The organism is Vagococcus martis, from assembly GCF_002026305.1.
GTDB lineage: Bacteria > Bacillota > Bacilli > Lactobacillales > Vagococcaceae > Vagococcus > Vagococcus martis.
This window is the reverse complement of the sequence record NZ_MVAB01000001.1, coordinates 237,407-260,414: the sequence shown is the minus strand read 5'-3', so window position 1 is coordinate 260,414 and position 23,008 is coordinate 237,407. Positions and strand designations below refer to the sequence as shown.

At 35.7% G+C, this 23,008-nt stretch carries 29 protein-coding genes and 2 tRNA genes; 29 read left to right on the top strand and 2 right to left on the bottom strand.

Annotation, left to right across the window (positions count from 1 at the left end; all coding sequences use genetic code 11):
• Positions 1–199: 199 nt before the first annotated feature.
• Positions 200–847 (bottom strand): amino acid ABC transporter permease, encoded by a 648-nt coding sequence (locus BW731_RS01300; protein ID WP_079345039.1) that lies wholly within the window; start codon positions 845–847, stop codon positions 200–202.
• A 2-nt stretch (positions 848–849) separates the two neighbouring features.
• Entirely contained in the window at positions 850–1,674 is an 825-nt protein-coding gene (locus tag BW731_RS01295; protein ID WP_079345037.1) for a transporter substrate-binding domain-containing protein, read from the bottom strand.
• Positions 1,675–1,874: 200 nt separating this feature from the next.
• Between BW731_RS01295 and BW731_RS01290 the strand changes: the two genes are divergently transcribed.
• The 29 genes from BW731_RS01290 (at position 1,875) to BW731_RS01150 (ending at position 22,985) form a co-directional block, all read left to right on the top strand.
• Positions 1,875–2,051 (top strand): 2-hydroxymuconate tautomerase, encoded by a 177-nt coding sequence (locus BW731_RS01290; protein WP_079345035.1) that lies wholly within the window; start codon positions 1,875–1,877, stop codon positions 2,049–2,051.
• A gap of 93 nt (positions 2,052–2,144) precedes the next feature.
• A complete protein-coding gene (secG, locus tag BW731_RS01285; protein WP_071456690.1) occupies positions 2,145–2,381 on the top strand; it encodes a preprotein translocase subunit SecG in 237 nt (78 codons plus the stop codon).
• Positions 2,382–2,462: 81 nt separating this feature from the next.
• Positions 2,463–3,206 carry an alpha/beta hydrolase gene (locus BW731_RS01280; RefSeq protein ID WP_079345033.1) on the top strand — a complete coding sequence of 248 codons (744 nt, stop codon included), beginning with the start codon at positions 2,463–2,465 and terminating at the stop codon, positions 3,204–3,206.
• Between the two features lie 8 nt (positions 3,207–3,214).
• The gene (gene rnr, locus BW731_RS01275; RefSeq protein WP_079345031.1) at positions 3,215–5,563 is read left to right on the top strand and encodes a ribonuclease R; all 2,349 of its coding nucleotides are present in this window, start codon (positions 3,215–3,217) and stop codon (positions 5,561–5,563) included.
• A gap of 10 nt (positions 5,564–5,573) precedes the next feature.
• Positions 5,574–6,038, top strand: a complete 465-nt coding sequence (gene smpB, locus BW731_RS01270) for an SsrA-binding protein SmpB (protein ID WP_071456693.1) — start codon at positions 5,574–5,576, stop codon at positions 6,036–6,038.
• A 178-nt stretch (positions 6,039–6,216) separates the two neighbouring features.
• Positions 6,217–6,672, top strand: coding sequence for an IS200/IS605 family transposase (gene tnpA, locus BW731_RS01265; protein ID WP_079345029.1), 456 nt, complete (start codon positions 6,217–6,219; stop codon positions 6,670–6,672).
• Between the two features lie 595 nt (positions 6,673–7,267).
• On the top strand, positions 7,268–7,990 hold the full coding sequence (atpB, locus tag BW731_RS01260) for a F0F1 ATP synthase subunit A (RefSeq protein ID WP_079345027.1): 723 nt from the start codon (positions 7,268–7,270) through the stop codon (positions 7,988–7,990).
• A 37-nt stretch (positions 7,991–8,027) separates the two neighbouring features.
• Positions 8,028–8,240 (top strand): ATP synthase F0 subunit C, encoded by a 213-nt coding sequence (gene atpE / locus BW731_RS01255; protein ID WP_071456694.1) that lies wholly within the window; start codon positions 8,028–8,030, stop codon positions 8,238–8,240.
• A gap of 59 nt (positions 8,241–8,299) precedes the next feature.
• Complete coding sequence (gene atpF, locus BW731_RS01250; protein WP_071456695.1) at positions 8,300–8,821, top strand: F0F1 ATP synthase subunit B; 522 nt, start codon at positions 8,300–8,302, stop codon at positions 8,819–8,821.
• On the top strand, positions 8,814–9,353 hold the full coding sequence (gene atpH / locus BW731_RS01245) for an ATP synthase F1 subunit delta (RefSeq protein WP_158080136.1): 540 nt from the start codon (positions 8,814–8,816) through the stop codon (positions 9,351–9,353). The genes atpF and atpH overlap by 8 nt, the downstream gene beginning before the upstream one ends.
• 36 nt (positions 9,354–9,389) lie before the next feature.
• Positions 9,390–10,928 carry a F0F1 ATP synthase subunit alpha gene (gene atpA / locus BW731_RS01240; RefSeq protein WP_079345023.1) on the top strand — a complete coding sequence of 513 codons (1,539 nt, stop codon included), beginning with the start codon at positions 9,390–9,392 and terminating at the stop codon, positions 10,926–10,928.
• Between the two features lie 16 nt (positions 10,929–10,944).
• Complete coding sequence (locus BW731_RS01235) at positions 10,945–11,859, top strand: F0F1 ATP synthase subunit gamma (protein ID WP_071456698.1); 915 nt, start codon at positions 10,945–10,947, stop codon at positions 11,857–11,859.
• Between the two features lie 21 nt (positions 11,860–11,880).
• Complete coding sequence (gene atpD, locus BW731_RS01230; protein WP_071456699.1) at positions 11,881–13,284, top strand: F0F1 ATP synthase subunit beta; 1,404 nt, start codon at positions 11,881–11,883, stop codon at positions 13,282–13,284.
• A gap of 18 nt (positions 13,285–13,302) precedes the next feature.
• On the top strand, positions 13,303–13,722 hold the full coding sequence (locus BW731_RS01225) for a F0F1 ATP synthase subunit epsilon (RefSeq protein WP_079345021.1): 420 nt from the start codon (positions 13,303–13,305) through the stop codon (positions 13,720–13,722).
• 55 nt (positions 13,723–13,777) lie between these two features.
• Positions 13,778–14,020: a DUF1146 family protein gene (locus tag BW731_RS01220; RefSeq protein WP_079345019.1), complete on the top strand. Its 243-nt coding sequence runs from the start codon at positions 13,778–13,780 to the stop codon at positions 14,018–14,020.
• 102 nt (positions 14,021–14,122) lie between these two features.
• Positions 14,123–15,421, top strand: a complete 1,299-nt coding sequence (murA, locus tag BW731_RS01215; RefSeq protein ID WP_079345017.1) for a UDP-N-acetylglucosamine 1-carboxyvinyltransferase — start codon at positions 14,123–14,125, stop codon at positions 15,419–15,421.
• A gap of 30 nt (positions 15,422–15,451) precedes the next feature.
• Positions 15,452–15,631 (top strand): DNA-directed RNA polymerase subunit beta, encoded by a 180-nt coding sequence (locus BW731_RS01210; RefSeq protein ID WP_079345015.1) that lies wholly within the window; start codon positions 15,452–15,454, stop codon positions 15,629–15,631.
• Positions 15,632–15,691: 60 nt separating this feature from the next.
• Positions 15,692–15,976 carry a membrane protein insertion efficiency factor YidD gene (gene yidD, locus BW731_RS01205; protein WP_079345013.1) on the top strand — a complete coding sequence of 95 codons (285 nt, stop codon included), beginning with the start codon at positions 15,692–15,694 and terminating at the stop codon, positions 15,974–15,976.
• A 146-nt stretch (positions 15,977–16,122) separates the two neighbouring features.
• Positions 16,123–17,295, top strand: coding sequence for an ABC transporter substrate-binding protein (locus BW731_RS01200; RefSeq protein ID WP_079345011.1), 1,173 nt, complete (start codon positions 16,123–16,125; stop codon positions 17,293–17,295).
• Between the two features lie 63 nt (positions 17,296–17,358).
• Positions 17,359–18,234 (top strand): branched-chain amino acid ABC transporter permease, encoded by an 876-nt coding sequence (locus BW731_RS01195; RefSeq protein ID WP_079345009.1) that lies wholly within the window; start codon positions 17,359–17,361, stop codon positions 18,232–18,234.
• A gap of 9 nt (positions 18,235–18,243) precedes the next feature.
• Positions 18,244–19,197, top strand: a complete 954-nt coding sequence (locus BW731_RS01190; RefSeq protein WP_071457851.1) for a branched-chain amino acid ABC transporter permease — start codon at positions 18,244–18,246, stop codon at positions 19,195–19,197.
• Positions 19,190–19,966, top strand: a complete 777-nt coding sequence (locus BW731_RS01185; protein WP_079345007.1) for an ABC transporter ATP-binding protein — start codon at positions 19,190–19,192, stop codon at positions 19,964–19,966. Before BW731_RS01190 ends, BW731_RS01185 begins: the two co-directional genes overlap by 8 nt.
• The gene (locus BW731_RS01180; RefSeq protein WP_079345005.1) at positions 19,966–20,670 is read left to right on the top strand and encodes an ABC transporter ATP-binding protein; all 705 of its coding nucleotides are present in this window, start codon (positions 19,966–19,968) and stop codon (positions 20,668–20,670) included. Before BW731_RS01185 ends, BW731_RS01180 begins: the two co-directional genes overlap by 1 nt.
• Positions 20,671–20,674: 4 nt before the next feature.
• Positions 20,675–21,325, top strand: a complete 651-nt coding sequence (locus BW731_RS01175) for a CBS domain-containing protein (protein ID WP_079345003.1) — start codon at positions 20,675–20,677, stop codon at positions 21,323–21,325.
• 81 nt (positions 21,326–21,406) lie between these two features.
• Positions 21,407–21,613, top strand: a complete 207-nt coding sequence (locus BW731_RS01170; protein ID WP_071457850.1) for a DUF2969 family protein — start codon at positions 21,407–21,409, stop codon at positions 21,611–21,613.
• A gap of 78 nt (positions 21,614–21,691) precedes the next feature.
• Positions 21,692–21,772: transfer RNA gene (locus tag BW731_RS01165), tRNA-Tyr, on the top strand.
• A gap of 5 nt (positions 21,773–21,777) precedes the next feature.
• A tRNA-Gln gene (locus BW731_RS01160) sits at positions 21,778–21,849 on the top strand.
• Between the two features lie 102 nt (positions 21,850–21,951).
• The gene (locus tag BW731_RS01155; protein WP_079344999.1) at positions 21,952–22,143 is read left to right on the top strand and encodes a hypothetical protein; all 192 of its coding nucleotides are present in this window, start codon (positions 21,952–21,954) and stop codon (positions 22,141–22,143) included.
• Between the two features lie 134 nt (positions 22,144–22,277).
• Entirely contained in the window at positions 22,278–22,985 is a 708-nt protein-coding gene (locus BW731_RS01150) for a GntR family transcriptional regulator (RefSeq protein ID WP_079344997.1), read from the top strand.
• Positions 22,986–23,008: the final 23 nt, after the last annotated feature.

Sequence of the window (23,008 nt, the reverse complement as noted above, 5' to 3'; positions counted from 1 at the left end):
TTGATTTCAGGTTTCGCAACAATATTGACCATTTTTTAGTTCATAAGAGTAGAACAAGTCGGTCTATAGAGTGAAATGAAAGGTTTTGTTCTCTATATTCCTATAAAAAAACTCTCTACTAATTCGTAAATTCAATAGAGAGTAATTTTTTATTTACCTTGTTATTTCGGGTGCTTTGTTTTGTGCACATACTTTGTTTCTATGACAATATTGGAAATCTTTTTTCTAGACTGTATTGGATTTTTTCAATCAAAATACATAAAATCCAGTAGATACAAGCAACTAAAAAGTACATGGATAAGAAGTTAAATTCTCTCCCACCAATAATTTTAGCTTGTTGGAAAATATCTGTCACGGTAATCATGGCTGCAAGAGATGAGCCTTTAACTAAATCTATGGCAACATTACTCATAGGAGCAATGGCAATTCGAATAGCTTGTGGCATGATGATGTCTTTGACGATTAACGTTTTTTTCATACCAAGTGCTCGTGAGGCTTCCCATTGCCCATGATTCACGCTATGCATCGCACTTTTAAATATTTCAGATAAAAAGGCACTACTTGTTAGTCCAAAACAGAGAATACTCGCTAGGACGGGATTAATTTGCATAGGTAAACCAAAATAAAGAGCAAAGAGCAATACAATCGCCGGAATTCCTCTAAAAAATGAAGAGTAGACGATTAAAATAGCATTGATGATCTTATTGTTTAATAGTCTTAACAGGTAAATCATACTGGCTAAAACAGAACCTAGTAAAAATGATGCGATACTGATCAACAAAGTATAGGGCAATCCTTTTAATACAAAAGGAATTGACTCAATCATTAACGTTGTATCAATTATCATGTTTACTCAACCTCAATTGTTTTTGATATCTTGACAGTTGGTTTCTTAGAGATATCTTCTCCATAAAAAGAAGTGGCAATTTTTGTTAGTGTGCCATCTTTTTTCATATCAGTGATAGCTGAATCAATTTCTTTTTTTAGTTCTGGGTTGTCTTTATTAATGACAAGACCTGAAGATGATGGGTTGAAATACACATCTTCTAATATTTTAACAGGCATATCAGGCAGGGCAGCAACGGCCATTTTTTGTAAGTAATAATCATTTAAAATAACATCTGTGCGTCCTTTGACTAAGTCAGTCATGTATTGATCGTTTGTTGCATTGTCATAATTTACTAGGGTGGCACCTAATGACTCAGCTACTTTCATGTACGTAGTAGAGGCTTCACCTGCTGCTTTTTTACCTTTTACATCGTCTAAAGAGGAAATGCCTGAATTATCTTCTTTTCTAACAACCATACTGCCAAATGAATATTTGATTGGTTCAGATAAACTAAATTTCTCTTCACGTTTTTTATTGATTGAAAAGTCATTTGCGGCGACGTCTGCTTTATGTGTTTGAACAGCCGATAACATGCCATCGACGTTAAACTCTTTAAACGTCACTTTTTTATTTAGTCTTTTACCGATTTCTTTTGTAACTTCCACGTCATAACCGGTTAACTCGTTTTTGTCATTGTAGTATGAACTTGGAAATAGTGTGCCTGATGTCGCAACAACTAACTCATCTGATGCGGCTTTTTTAATTGGATTTTCTTTTGTGTCATTTTTACACCCACCTAATATAACTAAACATGCTACTGATAAATATAATAACGTTTTTTTCATTTTGTCTCTCCTTCAAAATTAATCAGATTGAGTATAAACAGATGACTGGTGAAAATCTATTAGATTGACCTGTTTAGTGAGTTTGTTCAGAGAATACTACCTTTATTAAGGTTTTTTAAAACAATATTGTTTTTTATGAAATTTTAGATGTGTAACATGATCTTTGGTATAATAAAAGAAAAAGCAAGGAGTGTTGAGATATGCCATTAGTTCATATTGAATTACTTGAAGGTAGAACAGCAGAACAAAAAGAAGCGTTAGTAAAAGACGTGACTGAGGCAATTGTGAAAAACACAGGAGCGAAGACAGAAAACGTTCATATCGTGATTTCTGATATGAAAAAAGGTGATTATGCAGTCGGCGGTAAAATGAAATAACACTAGACAATGTACTTTATTCAGACTAGTAATATTGAAAAAGGTATGATAAAATTGAACAGATGATTATAGTTCAAGAGAAGGAGAGTTAATATGTATCAATTCTTATTAACCCTAATGTTAGTGTTATCCATTTTAATTATTATCGCTGTGATGATGCAACCAAGTAAGCAAAATAGTGCTGCTAGTGCGTTTTCAGGTGGTGCCAGTGAATTATTTGGAAAAACAAAAGCACGTGGGTTCGAAGCGTTTATGAAACGTGCGACAACAGTATTAGGATTTGCATGGGTGGCAGTGGCTATTGCACTTGCGTATTTGTCATCAAAATAATGTCAGTTTATCTCCTGTTATGACAGGAGATTTTTTTATTGTTATAATGATTTGGTAGATGTGTTTGGGAGGAGTTAAACAATGAAAGTAGAACCATTTTATTCAAAGGTAAGTCATAAGGCTGTGTTGTTATTTCATGCTTATACAGGAAGTTCAAATGACGTGAGAGCATTAGCTAGAAGAGTTGAGAGAGAAGGCTTTTCAGTATATTGTCCCATGTTTACAGGGCATGGCACAATGGAGCCGATGGATATATTAGATCAAACTGCAGATGTGTGGTGGGAAGATGCTAAACGAGCTATTGAGTTTTTAAAAGAAGAGGGTCATGAAAAAATTGCCGTTTTTGGTCTGTCTATGGGAGGTTTGTTTGCGATGAAATTAATCGAGACCTATCCTGACACGTTTGTCGGGGGAGGGGTATTTTCTTCCCCTTTAGATCCTAGTGATGCAACAAATATTTACCCGAATTTTTTAAAGTATTGTGAGTATCGTTATGATAAATTAAATCTTTCTTTAGAAGAAAAAACACAAAAAATGGATAGTATAAAAGAACCACTTGATATCCAACTTAAAGATATCAGTCTAACCGTACAATCAGTATATGAGGGATTACCTAGAATAGAGAAAAACATTTTTCTTGCTCAATCGGCTAAAGATGAGATGGTCAGAGCAAAAGGTGTTTATGATGCTGCAGTAATTATGGAGAAAGCATTTGTCGATGTTCATTGGTACCCAAACAGTACACATGTCATCACAGTGAGCCATGATAAAATTCAGTTTGAAAAAGATGTGGTGCAGTTTATCCATAAATTATCGTGGGGATAGGAGGAAGTATGAGAAAAACATTAAAAGAAACCATTATAGATGCGATGACATCTAGTAAAAAAAAGTCATTTTCAGTTGAACAATTAGCAGAGATGCTAGGGTTACAAAAAAGTAATGACTTTAAAGAGTTAGTTCAAGCTATTGCACAAATGGAAAGAGAACAACTTGTTACCTTTAATCAAAAAGGAAAAATAAAATTAGTCACAAAAGAAACGGTTCTTGAAGGCGTGTTTCGTTCAAATGAACGAGGATTTGGCTTTGTGACGGTTGAGGGCGAGGATTCAGATGTCTTTATTAGTCGAGATGAGACTGGTTATGCTCTTGAAGGAGATAAAGTTGAAATCGAGATATTAAAAGTAGGAAATCCATTGGAAGACCAAGCGCCAGAAGGAAAAGTAGTTAAAATTATCGAGCGAGGTATGAGCCAAATTGTCGGTATTTTTACGTTATTTAAGGAAAGTGAGCAACAAGAAACTGGCCTGTATGGTGTCGTAACGCCAAAAAATAAGAAATTAAGTCGCTATAAAGTCTTTGTTGCGGCAGAAGGTATTAAACCTGAAGATGGAAGTGTTGTGGCTGTTGAGGTGACGCATTATCCAGAAGCTGGTTATACAAATAGTTTTGAAGGATTAGTTAAACAAGTCATTGGACATAAAAATGATCCGGGGATGGATATTTTATCGATTGTATTGCAATTAGGTATCCCTACAGAGTTTGATGAAGCAACGTTAAAACAAGCAGAAGAATTACCTGATGAGGTTCTTGAAAGTGACTTACTTCATCGAGTTGATTTAAGAGATGAAGTCGTTGTGACGATTGATGGGGCAGAGGCAAAAGATTTAGATGATGCCGTTCGAGTGGAAAAATTAGATAATGGCAATTTCTTTTTGGGTGTTTACATTGCTGATGTGTCTCACTATGTGACAGAAAATAGTCCACTTGATGCAGAAGCAAGTGACCGAGCAACGAGTGTGTATTTAACGGACCGCGTGATTCCAATGTTACCAAGAAAATTATCAAATGGTATTTGTTCGTTGAATCCTGATGTAGACCGCTTGGCAATGGCTTGCGAGATGGAAATCACACCAGATGGAGATGTGGTATCACATGATATTTTTGAAACGGTTATTCATTCGAATGCACGTATGACGTATGATGAAGTCAATGATATCATTGAAGGAACAAACGATGAGACAATCAAACAATACAGTGAACTTGTTCCGATGTTTCATCTGATGAATGAGTTACACGAGATTCTTGAGAGCAAGCGTGCTAATCGTGGTGCAATTTCTTTTGAAGACAGAGAAGCATATATTGTGGTGGATAATGAAGGACACCCAATTGATATTAAACTTCGTAAGCGAAAAGCTGCCGAGCGTTTAATCGAGTCATTTATGCTAGCTGCGAATGAAACTGTGGCAAAAACTTATACAGACAGACAGCTACCATTTATTTACCGAATCCATGAGCATCCAAAAGAAGAGAAAGTGCAACGCTTTTTAGAGTTTATGACAAACTTTGGTATTATGGTTAAAGGGAAAAAAGATGCTGTGTCACCAAAAGAGTTACAACGAGTATTAGATCAAGTTAGTGGCCGACCAGAAGAACCGGTTGTGAGTATGATGTTACTTCGTAGTATGCAACAAGCGAAGTATGCTGAAGATCCAGTCGGACATTATGGATTAGCTGCAGATGATTACACTCATTTTACGTCGCCAATCAGACGATATCCTGATTTACTGGTTCACCGATTGATTAAAGAGTATGAAAAAGGTAAAATTACAGATAAAGTCAAACAAAAATGGGAAGAAGCCATTCCTGATATTGCAGACCATAGTTCTAAAATGGAGAGACGTGCAGTTGAGGCTGAACGTGAAACAGATAAACTGAAGAAAACTGAGTTTATGCAAGACAAGGTAGATGAAGAGTTTGATGGTATTATTACTTCAATCACTAAATTTGGTCTGTTTATCGAGTTGCCAAATACGATTGAAGGTTTGGTTCACGTTAATCAACTTAAAGATGATTACTATCACTTTATTGAAAGTCACATGGCTTTAGTGGGAGAAAGAACTGGTAAGGTTTATAAAATCGGTCAAAAAGTCCATATCAAATTAACTAAAGCAGATGTTGACACAAGAGAGATTGATTTTGAATTATTATCAGCTGAGCCTCTAACTGAAACAATCGATATACCAAAGCATAATAAAAAGAACAAACAAAACAGTCGCCGTAATGACAGTAGAAAAAAAGGGTCAGACAAGCCTGACTTTGGTAAAAAAGGTCAAAAGGGCAAGAAAGGGAAGAAACCTTTCTATAAATCAGTGAAGAAAAAACCGAAGAAAAAGAAAAAGTGAGGGGTTAACCATGCCTAAAGGTGAAGGAAATTTAATTGCTCAAAATCGTAAAGCTCGTCATGACTATTCGGTCTTTGAAACATTTGAAGCAGGTATCGTGTTAAAAGGAACAGAGATTAAATCAATTAGACAACGTCGTGTTAATTTGAAAGATGGGTTTGCACGTGTGCGTGATGGGGAAGCATACCTAATGAATGTCCACATCAGCCCGTATGATCAAGGGAACATTTTTAACCACGACCCGCTTAGAACAAGAAAACTATTACTACACAAAAAGCAGATCATTAAAATCGGCACAGAGATGAAAAATCCTGGTGTAACGCTGATTCCATTGAAGATTTACATCAAAGATGGGTTTGCAAAAGTACTTTTAGGTTTAGCTAAAGGGAAAAAGCAATATGATAAACGTGAAGACTTAAAACGAAAAGACATGAACCGAGAGATTAATCGGGCGCTTAGAGACAAACAACGATAGTTTATCAGTTGTTTGTCTTTTTTGTTAATGACTTTAGTCAGTTGAGCACGAAATCGTGCGAAACAGAAAAACCACGCGTATTGCGCGTGGAAGAAATAGCTTTAGCGTTAAGAAACTCCTTTCGATATACTAAAAAGTGGCTATCAACCGCAATAAGAGTATCGAAAGGAGTTTCTTTATGTCTAATGACGATAAAAGTTTAGCACACACAAGGTGGAATTGTAAGTATCATTTAGTATTTACCCCCAAATATAGAAGGAAAGTAATTTATGGGGAGTTAAGGAAAGATATAGGAAAAATATTGAGAAAGTTATGCGAGATGAAAGATGTAGAAATAATAGAGGCACACGCAATGCCAGATCATATTCATATGCTAGTAAAAATACCTCCAAAACAATCGGTGTCAGGTTTTATGGGATTTCTTAAAGGAAGAAGTGCTGTCTTAATTCATGAGCAACACGGAAATTTGAAATATAAATATGGAAATAAAAGTTTTTGGTCTAAAGGATATTATGTGAGTACTGTGGGATTGAATCAGAAGACAATCCAAAAATATATTCGAGAACAAGAGTCTGATGATAGAGTAAGAGATAGTATAAGTAAACGTGAATACATGGATCCATTTAAAAAATAGAAAGTTTCTCGAATTGCGGTTGGCGGTCTTTTAAAAGGCTCTCTTTAGAGAGTATGTAGGTAATGAGCCCTTCTAGGGCTATTAAAAAGCCACCCGTTTTCACGGGTGGATATTTACTAGTCATGTTAGCATAAATCTTGAGATAGGGATGTCTTTTCTTATAAATTCTCGGAGTCTCTTAGTAGGTGGCACTTACTATAGTGAATTATCAAACAATCAAAGACTAATTCTGTGTGTAAAGGTAATCTTTTTGGTAAGTGTTATTATGCTTTTTATGGAGATGACTAATAAGGAGACAAAAATCAAAGTTTTTAAAATAGCTAGGTAAAAAAATGCAATAACTTTTATTATTCTGAGTATGTTTTAACCGAGTTTTCATTTGTCTTTTTTTTTGTATGAAACTTGTGAGAATTATACCGAATTACTTTGTGTTATTTATCATTTGGTGGTATTATAGTCTCGATAGTGACAGTCTATCAATGCACCATTATGTGGAAAAATGAATGTATCTACAAACATTTTTTCATACACTGTTACAGAAGCTAGAAAACTTCTGAATTTGTTTTAATATTGAGAAGAAAAGGGGTGAAATGTGGTGGAAGAAAAATCCTGGTTGTTTACCATTGGAGGTTTAACATTTGATGGAACGGTCGTAACAATGACGATATTGACTTGTTTGGTTGTCTTTGGATTAGTGTATTATTGTACACGAAATTTAAAGCTTAAACCTACTGGTAAACAAAATGTCATGGAAGCTCTTGTTGATTTTGTTCGCGGTATCGTAGGTGATAACGTTGAAAAAAACGAAATCAAACAATATCATTTATTGGCATTTACTTTTTTCATGTTCGTACTAGTATCTAACACTTTAGGACTCATTACAAAAGTAACTTTATTCCCAAGTGATGTATCCTTGTGGAAGAGCCCGACTGCAGATCCAACAGTGACACTAACATTGGCATTTATAGCCATTATTTTAGCTAACTATTATGGAATTAAAAAGCAGGGTGTTAAAAGTTATTTTGTTAACAGTTATATGAAACCAGTGGGCTTTTTATTACCAATTAAGTTAATTGAGGAATTTACCAATGTATTAACACTTGGTTTACGTCTTTATGGTAATATTTTTGCAGGTGAGGTATTACTATCGTTAATTGCCGGATTAGGAGCAAGTAGTCCAACGAAATTCATTTTGGCTCTGCCACTTGAAGTGATATGGCAAGCCTTTTCGCTTTTCATTGGTGGAATCCAAGCATTTATTTTTGCTACTTTATTGATGGTCTATATCTCACATAAAGTAGAAATTGAAGAAGTATAAGTAAACGTATAAAAACATTTTTAGGAGGAGAATTGTTATGCAATATATTGCAGCAGCTATCGCAGTTTTAGGAGCTTCTATCGGAGCAGGTTATGGTAATGGTAAAGTTATCTCTAAAACATTAGAATCAATGGCACGTCAACCAGAATTATCAGGTCAATTAAGAAGTACAATGTTTATCGGGGTTGCCTTAATCGAAGCGATTCCTATCATCGGTGTCGTAATTGCCTTATTATTATTATTCAAATAACATATACAAGATTCAAAAGTTAATTAGATGAAATTCAGGGAAGGATGTGTCGTAATCACATGATGAATCAATTAGTGATTGCAAGTTCTGGACAAACTACGTTTAGTACCATTTTATTTGTCTCTGTTTCATTTCTTGTATTGTTATTAGCGTTAAAGAAATTTGCCTGGGGACCTCTAACGACTATGTTAGACGAACGAGAAAACAAAATAGCTGGCGATATTGATAGTGCAGAACAATCAAAAATAGACGCTGCTAATTTAGCCAAACAAAGAGAAGTGGAATTAAAAGAAGCTCGTACTGAAGCTCAAAGTATTATTGCTCAAGCAAAAGATGTTGCTGAAAATAATGCTCATGCAATTATCGTAGAAGCTCAAGAACATGCAACAAGAATGAAAAAGCAAGCTCAAGAAGATTTGCGTCTTGAAAGAGAACGCTTATTGGCAGATGCTAAAAAAGAAGTGGCAGACTTATCTGTGGAAATTGCCTCTAAAATACTTAAAAAGGAATTGTCGGCTAGTGCTCATCAAGAGTTGGTTCAATCAAGTATTGATAAGCTAGGAGTTGATGACAATGAATAAGAAATTTAGTGTCGCAAAAACTTACGGTAAGGCTCTATTTACTGAAGCAACACAATTAAACATGGTTAACGAAATTTATCAAGAGTTGTTACAACTTAGAGAAGTTTACCATGAAGTGCCGGATTTAGGTGATATTTTATCAGATGATCGTTTATCAATTTTTGAAAAAGTAAACATCGTAAAAGACTTGGAAAATAGTTTTAGTGATACGATGGCAAAATTCATCCATACTGTTTATGACTATGGTCGTATGAATGAAATGCTTGATATCATTGATGAATACGAGCATCTATATTATGATCAATTTGGTATTATTGTCGTGACAGTGACAACAGCCGTTGCACTATCACTAGAACAAAGACATGATTTAGAAAAACGCTTGGCAAAACAATTTCATGCAAATAAAGTTGTTTTAAGACCAAAATTAGACCCAAGCATAATGGGTGGAATGATTGTCGAATCTGAACATCGAATCATAGATCAAAGTGTGAGAACAGAATTAAATAATATTCATGCTAAATTATTGGCTTGATGTTTATGTTTAACGACAAGGTGAGAGGTGAGATACATGAGTATAAAAGCGGAAGAAATTAGTTCGCATATTAAACAACAACTTGCTAAATACGAAGAATCGTTAACAGTAGATGAAGTTGGAACAGTTTCCTATGTTGGTGACGGTATTGCTCGTGCTTACGGATTAGAAAATGCCATGTCGGGAGAGTTATTAGAGTTTGATAATGGTGTTTATGGTATGGCTCAAAACTTAGAAAATGATAGTGTCGGTATTATCATTTTAGGGGATTTTGAACAAATACGTGAAGGCGACAAAGTAAAACGTACACGACGTATTATGGAAGTACCTGTTGGTGAAGCATTAATTGGACGCGTGGTTAACCCTTTAGGACAACCTATTGATGGTATGGGCGAAATCGCTACAACCAAAACACGACCAATTGAAGCAGCAGCCCCTGGTGTTATGGCTCGTAAATCAGTATCAGAACCACTACAAACAGGATGGAAAGCAATTGATGCATTAGTACCAATTGGACGTGGACAACGTGAGTTAATCATCGGTGACCGTAAAACTGGTAAAACAACAATTGCGATTGACACAATTTTAAATCAAAAAGATCAAGACATGATTTGTATTTACGTTGCAATTGGTCAAAAAGAATCAACTGTACGTAACCAAGTTGAAATCTTGAAAAAATATGGTGCAATGGACTACACAATTGTTGTGTCTGCCAGTGCATCACAACCAGCCCCATTACTTTACTTAGCACCTTATGCTGGAGCAAGTATGGGTGAAGAATTTATGTATAATGGAAAACACGTATTAGTCGTATATGATGATTTATCAAAACAAGCAGCAGCTTATCGTGAAATCTCATTACTATTACGTCGTCCACCAGGTCGTGAAGCGTTCCCTGGGGATGTATTCTACTTACATTCTCGTTTACTTGAAAGAGCAGCGAAATTGAGTGATGAATTAGGTGGCGGATCGATGACTGCCTTACCATTTGTTGAAACACAAGCCGGAGATATCTCTGCTTATATTCCAACAAACGTTATCTCTATTACTGATGGACAAATCTTCTTAGAAAGTGATTTGTTTTACTCAGGTGTTCGTCCTGCGATTGATGCTGGGTTATCAGTATCACGTGTTGGGGGATCTGCTCAAATCAAAGCAATGAAAAAAGTTGCAGGTACACTTCGTCTAGATTTAGCAAGTTACCGTGAATTAGAAGCATTTACCCAATTTGGTTCTGACTTAGATGAGGCAACTCAATCTAAATTAAACCGTGGTAAACGAACTGTAGAAGTTTTAAAACAAAATGTGCATGAACCATTAGCGGTTGAAAAACAAGTCTTAATTCTTTATGCATTAACTCATGGATTCCTAGATACTATTCCAGTAGTAGATATTTTACGCTTTGAACGCGAATTATTTGAATACGTGGATAATAACTATCCAGCAATCTTTGATACAATCCGTAATACAAAAGGATTACCAAATCCTGAAGATATGGATAAAGCAATCGATGAATTTAAAGGGATTTTCAGTTCAAGTGAATTCTCTGTTGCAGATGAAGTAAAACAATCTTAGAAAGTGGTGATTGAACATGGGCGGCTCACTTATTGATATTAAGAAGAGAATAGCTTCAACAAAAAAGACCAGTCAAATTACTAGCGCTATGCAAATGGTAGCTGCTTCTAAATTGACGAAATCTGAACAATCATCAAGACGCTTTCAAGAGTATGCTTCTAAAGTAAGAAGTATGACAACTCATTTGGCATCGACACAGTTAGCTGCAATTGATAACTCTGATTTTTCTGGTTTTGAGCAAGATATGGAAATGTATCAACAAATGCTTATTGCAAGACCAGTTAAAACAATCGGGTATATCGTTGTGACGTCTGACAAAGGTCTAGCGGGTGGTTATAACAGTTCGATTTTAAAAAACATGTTAGAAATCATCAAAAAAGACGAAGAAGATGGCATGAATGTGGTGTTAATGGCTATTGGAGGAACTGGTTCAGATTTCTTCAAGCATCGTGATTTTCCAGTTGCTTATGAATTAAGAGGATTAAGTGACTACCCAAGTTATAGTGAAGTAAGACGTATCGTAAACTCTGCTTTACAAATGTATAATAGTGAAATGTTTGATGAGTTATATGTATGTTATAACCATCATGTCAACACACTATCATCATCATTTAGAGCTGAAAAAATCTTACCAATCGTTGACTTAGATGCTAAAGAAGCTGAAACGTACGAACAAGAGTATACTCTTGAGCCTTCAGCAGACGCTATTTTAAATACGTTACTGCCCCTTTACGCTGAAAGTTTAATATATGGAGCAGTTTTAGACTCTAAAACTGCTGAGCATGCTGCACGTATGACTGCCATGAAGAGTGCCACAGAAAATGCGACAAACATTATTGATGATTTGACCATTTCTTATAATAGAGCACGTCAAGCGGCCATTACAGAAGAAATCACAGAAATTGTTGGTGGAGCAGCTGCTTTAGAATAATGACGGGGAGGAATTGTTGAGATGAAAGTAGGAAAAATAGCCCAAGTCATTGGTCCCGTTGTTGACGTGGCTTTTCCATTAGACCAAGCATTACCTGATATAAATGATGCATTAATCGTTTATAAAGCGGGAAGTAAAGAAAAAGTTGTGTTAGAAACAACTCTTGAAATTGGCGATGGAATCGTTCGAACAATTGCAATGGAATCTACAGACGGACTACAAAGAGGAATGGAAGTTCTTCATACAGGAGGTCCTATCAGTGTTCCAGTTGGTCCTGAAACATTAGGTAGAGTCTTTAACGTACTTGGTGAAACCATTGACTTAGGTGAACCAATTGGTGAAGAAGTAGAAAGAGATAGCATTCATGCAAAAGCACCTTCTTTTGATGAATTAAGCACTAACTCTGAAATTTTAGAAACAGGTATCAAAGTAATTGATTTACTTGCTCCATACTTAAAAGGTGGTAAAATCGGATTATTCGGTGGTGCCGGAGTAGGTAAAACAGTGTTAATTCAAGAGTTGATCAACAACATCGCTCAAGAATTAGGTGGGTTATCAGTGTTTGCCGGTGTCGGTGAACGTACTCGTGAGGGGAATGACCTTTACTTTGAAATGAAGGAATCTGGCGTTATCAAGAAAACAGCCATGGTGTTCGGGCAAATGAACGAACCACCTGGTGCCAGAATGCGTGTAGCCTTAACAGGACTTACTATGGCAGAATATTTCCGTGATGAAGAAAAACAAGATGTGTTACTCTTTATTGATAACATTTTCCGTTTTACTCAAGCGGGTTCTGAAGTATCAGCCCTTTTAGGACGTATGCCTTCAGCCGTTGGTTACCAACCAACATTAGCAACTGAAATGGGACAATTACAAGAACGTATCACTTCGACAAAAGATGGTTCAATAACATCAATTCAAGCGATTTACGTTCCTGCCGATGACTATACTGACCCGGCTCCAGCAACAGCCTTTGCGCATTTGGATGCAACAACTAACTTGGAACGTCGTTTGACTGAACAAGGGATTTATCCAGCGGTAGATCCATTAGCTTCATCATCAAGTGCCTTAGAACCTGATATTGTTGGAGAAGAGCACTATAAAGTAGCTACTGAAGTTCAACGTTTATTACAACGCTACAAAGAATTACAAGATATTATTGCAATTCTTGGTATGGATGAGTTAAGTGATGAAGAAAAAGTGATTGTAGGCCGTGCTAGACGTGTCCAATTCTTCTTATCACAAAACTTCCACGTAGCTGAACAGTTTACTGGTCAACCAGGTAGTTATGTTCCATTAAACGAAACAATTAAAGGATTTAGAGCAATCTTAGATGGTGAATATGATCACTTACCTGAAGAAGCGTTCAGAAGTGTAGGCCGCATTGAAGAAGCTATCGAAAAAGCAGAAAAAATGGGCTACTAACAAGGAGGGAAAGTGATTATGAGTACCTTTATGGTTAACATTGTAACGCCAGATGGATTGATTTATGAGCATGAAGCTAACTTTTTAGTGGCTAACACTGAGGCAGGTTCGCTTGGGATTTTACCTAAGCACTGCCCTTTGATTGCCCCTTTAAAAATTGATGCTGTGCGTATTGATAGAGAAGGAGATATTAACGACTGGATTGCTGTTAATGGTGGTGTTATTGAAGTACGTGATAACGTGGTATCAATTATTGCCAACAGTGCTGAAACAGAAGAAAATATCGATATTTCACGTGCTGAACAAGCTAAGAAACGTGCAGAACAAAAAATTGAAGCTGCAAAAAATGAGCAAAATCAATCAATTGATATGGCTAGAGCTGAAGTCGCGCTTTATCGAGCGTTAAATCGGCTTAATGTGGCGAATAAAAGAAGGTAAGGAAACGATTGTTTCTTTACCTTCTTCTCTTTTATAAAAATAAGGGGGTGAAACAATGTCAGTATTTGGTGTGGATGCGTTAGTTCGAATTATGAGTCATTTTATTTTTATCTATTTAACGTTTTGGGCTATTAATTCGCTACGTCTAGATATATTATTTAAAAAAGGAATACAATACGATAGACAAATCAGACTAGCTTATGTATTCTTATCAGTTGCGATAGGTTTTCAAGTTAGTAATTTCTTTTTAGAAGTTATTTTCTTAGTGAGAAACTTCTTTGAGGGAATGATTGTCTAAGAAAATAATTAAGAACGTATGAAGTAATTTCTTTTTCCATAAAATCGTGATATAATTACTAAGATTTGTACTAAGTTCCTTATATTTATGGAGGGGAAATTAATGGAATATATTGCAGTACGCGGTGGAAATCGCTTAGAAGGAAACGTTAAAATTGAAGGAGCTAAAAATGCTGTATTGCCAATATTAGCCGGAGCATTACTAGCTAATAAAGGCCAAACAACAATTACCAATGCACCAATTCTTTCAGACGTTTTTACAATGAATAACGTGATTAAATATTTAAATACAGATATCGAATTTATTGAAGAAGAAAATACAATCAAAATTGATGCGACAAAAGAATTAGAAACGGAAGCACCTTTTGAGTACGTGAGTCAAATGAGAGCGTCAATCGTTGTTATGGGACCATTATTAGCTCGTACAGGTCGTGCGAAAGTCGCAATGCCTGGTGGATGTGCTATTGGAACAAGACCAATTGATTTGCATTTAAAAGGATTCCAAGCTTTAGGAGCAAAAATTACGCAACAAAATGGTTACATTGAAGCTGTTGCTGATGAACTTGTCGGAGCAAGAATTTATTTAGATTTCCCAAGTGTGGGTGCCACTCAAAATATTATGATGGCAGCTGTAAAAGCAAAAGGTACAACGATTATTGAAAATGTTGCAAGAGAACCTGAAATTGTCGATTTAGCCATCTATTTAAATAAGATGGGTGCTAAAATCGTCGGAGCGGGAACTGAAACGATTCGTATCGAAGGTGTGACAGATTTATATGGGACTAAACATAGCGTAGTTCAAGATCGTATTGAAGCTGGAACATTTATGGTAGCCGCTGCTGCAACACAAGGAAATATCTTTATTGAAGATGCAGTTGCAGAACATAATAGTCCACTAATTTCAAAATTAGTTGAAATGGGTGTTGATATTATCAATGAACAAAACGGTATTCGTGTGATTGGACCTGAGTACTTGAAACCAACTGATATTAAAACATTGCCTCATCCAGGTTTTCCAACAGACATGCAAGCTCAAATGAGTGTGTTGATGGTATTAGCTTCAGGAGACAGTGTATTAACTGAAACAGTCTTTGAAAATCGTTTCCAACATTTAGATGAATTACAACGCATGGGTGCTCAATATCGTACATCTAATAGTGTGGCTTACATTAGTGGCGTGCCAACACTTCAAGGAGCTCAAGTGAGTGCGACAGATTTACGTGCAGCTGCAGCATTAATTATTGCTGGACTTGTTGCAAGTGATGAAACTCGTGTGATGCGATTAGAACATTTAGATCGTGGGTACTACAAATTCCATGAAAAATTAGCTAAACTTGGTGCCACAATTGAAAGAATTGATGAAGATAGTGTCAAAGAATCATCAGTTGAAGTAGTTAGCTAATGTTATCCCGTTGTTAAGGAGGAAACTTAATTGAATTCAATTACCAAAAGAGTATTAATTCAGGTATTATTGGTCATTTTACTGATTGTTGTATTAATCGGATTATTTTTCCTAGGGATTTTTATCGGCTATGTTTATGTTGGAAAAGGGCAATCAAGTGATGCCTTTAATCCAGCGACATGGCAACATATTTTAGATTTTGTAAAATAATAACTAATGACCATCAACGATTGTGTTGGTGGTTATTTTTTAAATTGGTAGGAAGAGTCAATGAAAAAAATAATTATATTACCAGTACGCTTTTATCAAAAGTTTATTTCGCCTTTGTTTCCTAAAAGTTGTCGATACCATCCAACTTGCTCACAATATATGATTGATGCGGTAAATTACCATGGAGTAGTTAAAGGGTTTATTATGGGGACTGGACGAATTTTGAGATGCCATCCATTTGTGAAGGGTGGTATTGACTATGTTCCACAAAAATTTAGTGTCAGAAAAAATCCTGATGAGACATATAGAGGACCGTATAACAGAAAGAATAAAAAGAACAAGTAATAACAAATTGTTGATTAGACTGTTTAAATTTAACGGTCTATTTTTTTATTTTAGAATTGTCTGAAAATTCTGTTGACTTATAACCAATATTAATTTATATTAATAAATATCTTATTTAAATCTAATATAGAAGTGGGGAATATAAAATGAAAAAAATTATGGGAATGCTTATGGGTGCAACATTGTTGTTATCAGCTTGTGGAACACCTGGTGGGGGAGCAGCACAAAATAATAACAAAGCAGACAAAGATGCAGATACAGTTAAAATTGGTTTAAACATGGAATTATCAGGCGCAGCTGCTGGGTATGGTAACCAAGAAAAAGAAGGTGCAGAACTTGCAGTGAAAGAAATCAATGATGCCGGTGGAATTAACGGTAAAAAAATTGATTTAGTTGTCAAAGATAATAAAAGTGATACTGCTGAAGCAGCAACAATCGCAACAAGTTTAACAACAAGCGACAATGTCATTGGAATGATAGGCCCTGCAACATCAGGTGCGACAAAAGCAGCTAGTCCAAACGCAACAAAAGCTCAAGTGCCAATTATCACACCATCAGCAACAGATGATTCAATCACTGTAGCAAATGATAAAGTGCAAGAATATATTTTTAGAACATGTTTCCAAGATTCGTTCCAAGGGGTTATCTTAGCTAACTATGCGACTGATAACTTGAAAGCGAAAAAAGCAGTGATCATTGGAGATGTATCAAGTGATTACGCTAAAGGATTAACAAAAGCATTTAAAGAAACATTTAAAGGTGACATTGTAGCAGATGAAAAATTCAATGCCAAAGACAAAGATTTCAAAGCAATTTTAACAAAAATTAAAGACAAAGATTTTGATTTCATTTACTTACCAGGCTATTACGAAGAAGCTGGTTTAATTATCAAACAAGCTCGTGAAATGGGAATTGAACAACCTATTATTGGAGCTGATGGATTCTCAGATTCTAAATTAATTGATATTGCTGGTGCTGACAATATGAGTAATATTTATTACACAGCACATTTCTCTGAAAAAGCACCTGCTTCTGATAAAGTAAAAACATTTATTGATGCCTTTAAAGAAGAATATGGCAAAGCACCAAGTTCATTCAACGCTTTATCTTATGATTCAGTTTATATGATTAAAGCAGCTCTAGAAGCTGAAAAAGAAAACACAAGTGAAGCTTTAACAAAAGGTCTTGCTACATTGAAAGATTTTGATGGTGTTACTGGAACAATGACAATGGATGAAGATCATAATCCGAAAAAACCAGCTGTTGTAATCGGACTTGAAAAAGGCGAAGAAAACACAGCAGAAGTTGTAAATCCGTAAGAAATCATGAAAACCAAGGGACTTGATTAAAGGTTCCTTGGTTTTTCAAAAGGAGGGGAAACAATGAATGTCCTTCAACAATTAGTCAATGGACTCTCATTAGGAAGTATTTACGCACTATTAGCTCTAGGGTATACAATGGTGTATGGCATTATAAAGTTAATCAATTTTGCTCATGGTGAAATATATATGCTTGGTGCCTTTATTGGGTACTATGTGGCCAATAACTTTGGTTTTGGCTTAGTTTTAACACTTTTAACATCTATGATTATTTGTGCGATTTTAGGGATGTTAATTGAATTTTTAGCTTATCGTCCGCTTAGAAACTCGACACGTATTGCCGCACTTATTACAGCGATTGGGGTATCATTCTTACTGCAATCATTAATGATTTATTTCGTGGGAGCAGACACTCGTCCATATCCACAGCTGATGAAAAATACAACTTATGATTTAGGGATTTTCCAGATTAGTAAAATTCAAATCGTGATTATTGCAACGTCAATTTTCTTAATGCTATTATTACAATTTATCGTGCAACAAACAAAAATGGGACGTGCGATGCGTGCTGCAAGTGTTGATCCTGAAGCAGCTCAATTAATGGGGATAAATGTTAACTATACTATTTCATTTACATTTGCTCTTGGCTCGTCATTAGCTGCTGCAGGTGGTGTGTTAATTGGCCTTTACTATAATAGTATTGATCCAATGATGGGAGTTGCGCCTGGTCTTAAAGCGTTTATCGCTGCCGTATTTGGTGGGATTGGAATTATTCCAGGTGCCGCACTTGGTGGGTTTGCGATTGGTATCATCGAAACGGTCGTGAGTGCTTTAGGCTTTACAGCGTATCGTGATGCAGTCGTTTACTTGATTTTAATTATTGTGTTACTCGTTAAACCATCCGGATTATTAGGTAAAAATATTAAGGAAAAAGTGTAGGTGATAACAATGAAAGAACGATTGAAAATAAATGGTATTTGGTTAGCAATAATGGTCGTTGTTTTTGCCATTCTGGCGACAACTTACTCAACTGGATTGATGTCACCTGTTATCGAAACAACACTCGTTATGATAGGCATTAATATCATATTAGCTGTTGGACTAAACTTAGTTATTGGTATTTCTGGTCAGTTTTCTTTAGGTCATGCTGGGTTTATGGCAATTGGTGCTTACACAACGGCGATTATGACATTAAAAATTCCAACTATTGTTGGCTTTCTATCCGGATTAGCTCTTGGCTGTATTCTATCTGGAATTGTGGCGCTTTTAGTTGGTATCCCAACACTGCGTTTGTCAGGTGATTATTTAGCGATTGCAACACTTGGAGTTTCTGAGATTATCCGCTCGTTAATTATGAACATGGATCACATTACAAATGGTCCAGCTGGATTATTTGGTATTCCTCCATTTGTCACGTGGTCAATGGTTTACTTATTTGTGTGTATTACGCTGATTTTAGTGACAAATTATATTCATAGTGCAGCAGGACGCGCGACATTATCTGTTCGTGAGAATTTAATCGCAGCGGAATCAATGGGTGTGAATGTGACAAAATATAAAGTTGTCGCTTTCGTGATTGGTGCGATGACTGCAGCTGTTGCTGGTGGTATGTATTCAAGTTATGTTCAAACGATTGTGCCAGGGAACTTTGATTTTATGAAATCAATTGATATTCTAATCATCGTAGTATTTGGTGGTGTTGGAAGTATGACAGGGACTGTTGTAGCGGCCGTTTTACTTGGTGTATTGAATATGTATCTACAAGATTTTGGCGCAATTCGTATGATAATTTATGCGTTTGCTCTAGTTATCATCATGATTTTCAAACCTTCTGGCTTATTAGGAACAAAAGAGTTTTCAGTGAAAAAACTTTTAAGCAAAGGAGGAAAACAACATGTCTGAGTTGAACATTAGTCATTTAACAAAAAATTTCGGTGGGCTAGCTGCCATTCAAGACTTAAATTTGCATTTTGGAGACAATGAGCTAATCGGATTAATCGGGCCCAATGGAGCGGGGAAAACAACACTTTTTAACCTGATTACAGGTGTTTATGAACCAAGTTCAGGGACGATTGAATTAACTCATGATGGCAAAACAACTAAATTAAATGGCGTTGCTCCTTTCAAAATTGCTCAACTAGGTATCAGTCGAACATTTCAGAATATTCGCTTGTTTAAAGATTTGAGTGTTTTGGATAATGTCTTGATTGCAATGACCGCAAATGCTAAAGAAAGTGTGTTATCTGGCATGTTACGTTTGCCTTCGTTTTATAAAAAAGAAGACAAAATGAGAGAAGAAGCAACGAAACTATTAGGTCTATTTGAATTAGAGGACAAGAAAGATAATTTGGCGAAAAACTTGCCTTACGGGGAACAACGCCGTTTAGAAATTGTCCGAGCTTTAGCAACAAAACCGAGTATTTTATTTTTAGATGAACCAGCTGCTGGGATGAACCCACAGGAAACAGAAGAATTAACCCAATTAATCAAACGAATTCAAAAGGAATTTGGGTTGACCATTGTCTTAATTGAACATGATATGTCACTAGTCATGGAAGTCTGTGAGAGACTATATGTATTAGAGTATGGGGCATTGATTGCCTCAGGAACACCGGAAGAAATTAAGCAAGACAAACGCGTTATTCAGGCGTATTTAGGTGGTGAAGAGTAATGTTAAAAGTTGAAAATTTATCTGTGCATTATGGTATGATTCAGGCAGTAAAAGATGTGTCTTTTGAAGTAAATAAGGGTGAAATCGTCAGTTTAATTGGTGCTAACGGAGCTGGTAAAACGACTATTTTAAAAAGTTTATCAGGCTTAGTTAAGCCTTCAGGTGGTTCGATGACATTTAATAATGAAGACCTAACGAAAAAATCAGCTCCGGCTATTGTAAAAAGTGGTTTAGTTCAAGTGCCAGAAGGTCGTCATATTTTTGCGGGGATGACGGTTATGGAAAATTTAGAGCTCGGTGGTTTTATTCATAATAACCATGATGAGAAAAAAGAAATTTTAGATTATATTTTTGAAACATTCCCTGTCTTGAAAGAAAGATTAAAACAAGATGCCGCAACGCTTTCTGGAGGGGAGCAACAAATGCTTGCCATGGGACGTGCGTTGATGACCAAACCGGATTTATTATTACTGGATGAACCATCAATGGGACTTGCGCCAATTTTTATCCGTGAGATTTTTAATATTATCGAGCGCATCAATAAACAAGGAACAACTATTCTTTTAATCGAACAAAATGCCAATATGGCGTTGAAACTTTCTGATAGAGGGTATGTATTAGAAACAGGTCAAGTTGTGCTTAAAGGAAGCGGTAAAGAGTTATTAGAGAGTGAAGAAGTACAGAAAGCTTATTTAGGAGGATAGAGTTATGTTAGTAAAAGACTATATGTCAACAGAAGTGATTACGATTTCCCCTGAAACACCTGTTTTTCAAGCAATGGACTTAATGAAACAAAAAAATATTCACCGTTTGCCAGTTGTAAAAGATAATCAATTAATTGGATTGGTCACTGAAGGAACAATTCAAGAAGCGATGCCGTCAAAAGCAACCAGCTTAAGCGTGTATGAAGTCAATTATTTATTAAATAAAATGACAGTGGCTGATGTGATGATCAAAGACGTTCACACTATCAAGGCCGATGAGTTTATTGAAGAAGCCATTAAAATTATGCGTGAGCACAATATCGGTGTATTACCAGTCATTGATGATAAAAATATTATTAAAGGGATTATCACAAGTACCGACGCGTTTGATGCTTTCCTAGCGATTACAGGATACGGAGAAGATGGCACACGGGTGGCTATTTCGATTAAAGACGATCATCCAGGTGTGTTGGCTGATTTAACTAAAGTATTAGCGGAAAATCAGTTTAATATCGTACAAATTGTGGTTTACAGACAACAAAGTGACGTGATTATTGTGATACAAATTGTTGAAAAAGATGCAGAAAAACTTAAAAACACGTTAGAATCAAACGATTACGATTGTTTAATGTGTTTAGAAACAAAGAGAAGCTAAAAAGCTTCTCTTTTTCTCTTAACAAACTGAAAATAATATGTTATTCTATATAAGTTCGATGTGTGAAGGGACGGGATGGATATGAAAAAAAATAAACCTGTTGAAGTTGAAATTAAAGAAGTAAACGGTCACGATGAGTTATTAATTGGTAAAAAAGTGATTGGTAAAGTAGCTAAAACTGCTGATGAAAAATTTCAAGTAGAAACAACAGATGGCATCCTTGGAGTATTTAAGTCACAAGATGATGCGTATGAAGAAGTTTTGAAACATTGGAATTTAAATAATTAAAAAATTTAAAAAAGTACTTGATTTTTTTTTTGAAATTCGTTATTATATGGAAGTCGGGTAATTAACCTTGATTGACACGGAGGGGTAGCGAAGTGGCTAAACGCGGCGGACTGTAAATCCGCTCCTTCGGGTTCGGCAGTTCGAATCTGCCCCCCTCCATTTATTGGGCTATAGCCAAGCGGTAAGGCAACGGACTTTGACTCCGTCACTCGTTGGTTCGAATCCAGCTAGCCCAGTATTATCTAACGCTGATGTCGGTGTTAGATTTTTTTTTATTTTCTTTTGTGGTATGATACATATATATGATAGAAACTTAATTATAAAGGAGATTTAATCACATGAGCGAATTATCTGAAAAATTAGTATCTCAAATTTTAGAGTATCGTGATATTTTAACAAGCAATGAAGTAGTAGAAAATATTAAAGACAAAGCTCAAATGGTATTTCCAACAAAGGAATTTGTTGAGCATAGTAAATCTGATAAGTTGAAACAAAGTCATCGTAAATGGCGTGCAAAAAATCGTTATTAAGATAATTACAAGTGATACAAAGGTGTAGAGAAATCTATGCCTTTTTTGTTTATAAGAGTTGTTATCTAATGGTGTTGTCAATAATTATAAAAATCGCTATAATAAAGATAATGAAATTAAAAGGACGTGAATGAATGACTCCAAAGTTACCTGTTTATATTCAGATACATGATAAAATTAAACAAGAAATTGAAGATGGTATCTGGAAGATTGGGGACAGATTACCTTCTGAGAGGGAATTATCTGAAGTATTTGGTGTCAGTCGCATGACACTTCGACAAGCTATCCAAACGTTAGCAGATGAGGGAATATTAGAGCGAAAAATTGGCTCAGGAACTTATATAGCTAGACAAAAAGTTCAAGAGACGATGATTGGAACAACAAGCTTTTCAGATATCGTACGCTCGCAAGGAAGCAAACCATCAAGCCAAACATTATCTTATTTTGTCACTGCACCTAGTTCTAGCGAGATGGAAAAATTAGGTTTAACAAAAGATCAAAAAATATTGAAGATGGAGCGAATTCGCTATTCAGATGATATTCCGATTTGTTTTGAAGTAGCCAGTATTCCCCATCATTTGATTGAGGATTTTAGTAAAGAAGAGATAACACGCTCACTTTATAACGTACTGGCTAGTCAAGGGCATCGTGTGATTGGTAAATCGTCTCAAACAATATCGGCACTTAATGCATCAGAAAAAATTGCGCATTACTTAGAGCTTAAAAAAGGCGATGCGGTATTGCGTTTACGCCAAGTGTCTTACTTTGACAATGGGACACCGTTTGAATACGTACGAAGTCAGTATGCAGGTGAACGATTTGAATTTTACTTAGAAAAATAAAAATAAATCCTGGAGTAATAGAC

Coding starts and splice junctions, on each gene's coding strand:
- BW731_RS01300 (WP_079345039.1), bottom strand. CDS start 847: ATGATAATTGATACAACGTTAATGATTGAGTCAATTCCTTTTGTATTA.
- BW731_RS01295 (WP_079345037.1), bottom strand. CDS start 1,674: ATGAAAAAAACGTTATTATATTTATCAGTAGCATGTTTAGTTATATTA.
- BW731_RS01290 (WP_079345035.1), top strand. CDS start 1,875: ATGCCATTAGTTCATATTGAATTACTTGAAGGTAGAACAGCAGAACAA.
- secG (WP_071456690.1), top strand. CDS start 2,145: ATGTATCAATTCTTATTAACCCTAATGTTAGTGTTATCCATTTTAATT.
- BW731_RS01280 (WP_079345033.1), top strand. CDS start 2,463: ATGAAAGTAGAACCATTTTATTCAAAGGTAAGTCATAAGGCTGTGTTG.
- rnr (WP_079345031.1), top strand. CDS start 3,215: ATGAGAAAAACATTAAAAGAAACCATTATAGATGCGATGACATCTAGT.
- smpB (WP_071456693.1), top strand. CDS start 5,574: ATGCCTAAAGGTGAAGGAAATTTAATTGCTCAAAATCGTAAAGCTCGT.
- tnpA (WP_079345029.1), top strand. CDS start 6,217: ATGTCTAATGACGATAAAAGTTTAGCACACACAAGGTGGAATTGTAAG.
- atpE (WP_071456694.1), top strand. CDS start 8,028: ATGCAATATATTGCAGCAGCTATCGCAGTTTTAGGAGCTTCTATCGGA.
- atpF (WP_071456695.1), top strand. CDS start 8,300: ATGATGAATCAATTAGTGATTGCAAGTTCTGGACAAACTACGTTTAGT.
- atpH (WP_158080136.1), top strand. CDS start 8,814: ATGAATAAGAAATTTAGTGTCGCAAAAACTTACGGTAAGGCTCTATTT.
- atpA (WP_079345023.1), top strand. CDS start 9,390: ATGAGTATAAAAGCGGAAGAAATTAGTTCGCATATTAAACAACAACTT.
- BW731_RS01235 (WP_071456698.1), top strand. CDS start 10,945: ATGGGCGGCTCACTTATTGATATTAAGAAGAGAATAGCTTCAACAAAA.
- atpD (WP_071456699.1), top strand. CDS start 11,881: ATGAAAGTAGGAAAAATAGCCCAAGTCATTGGTCCCGTTGTTGACGTG.
- BW731_RS01225 (WP_079345021.1), top strand. CDS start 13,303: ATGAGTACCTTTATGGTTAACATTGTAACGCCAGATGGATTGATTTAT.
- BW731_RS01220 (WP_079345019.1), top strand. CDS start 13,778: ATGTCAGTATTTGGTGTGGATGCGTTAGTTCGAATTATGAGTCATTTT.
- murA (WP_079345017.1), top strand. CDS start 14,123: ATGGAATATATTGCAGTACGCGGTGGAAATCGCTTAGAAGGAAACGTT.
- yidD (WP_079345013.1), top strand. CDS start 15,692: ATGAAAAAAATAATTATATTACCAGTACGCTTTTATCAAAAGTTTATT.
- BW731_RS01200 (WP_079345011.1), top strand. CDS start 16,123: ATGAAAAAAATTATGGGAATGCTTATGGGTGCAACATTGTTGTTATCA.
- BW731_RS01195 (WP_079345009.1), top strand. CDS start 17,359: ATGAATGTCCTTCAACAATTAGTCAATGGACTCTCATTAGGAAGTATT.
- BW731_RS01190 (WP_071457851.1), top strand. CDS start 18,244: ATGAAAGAACGATTGAAAATAAATGGTATTTGGTTAGCAATAATGGTC.
- BW731_RS01185 (WP_079345007.1), top strand. CDS start 19,190: ATGTCTGAGTTGAACATTAGTCATTTAACAAAAAATTTCGGTGGGCTA.
- BW731_RS01180 (WP_079345005.1), top strand. CDS start 19,966: ATGTTAAAAGTTGAAAATTTATCTGTGCATTATGGTATGATTCAGGCA.
- BW731_RS01175 (WP_079345003.1), top strand. CDS start 20,675: ATGTTAGTAAAAGACTATATGTCAACAGAAGTGATTACGATTTCCCCT.
- BW731_RS01170 (WP_071457850.1), top strand. CDS start 21,407: ATGAAAAAAAATAAACCTGTTGAAGTTGAAATTAAAGAAGTAAACGGT.
- BW731_RS01155 (WP_079344999.1), top strand. CDS start 21,952: ATGAGCGAATTATCTGAAAAATTAGTATCTCAAATTTTAGAGTATCGT.
- BW731_RS01150 (WP_079344997.1), top strand. CDS start 22,278: ATGACTCCAAAGTTACCTGTTTATATTCAGATACATGATAAAATTAAA.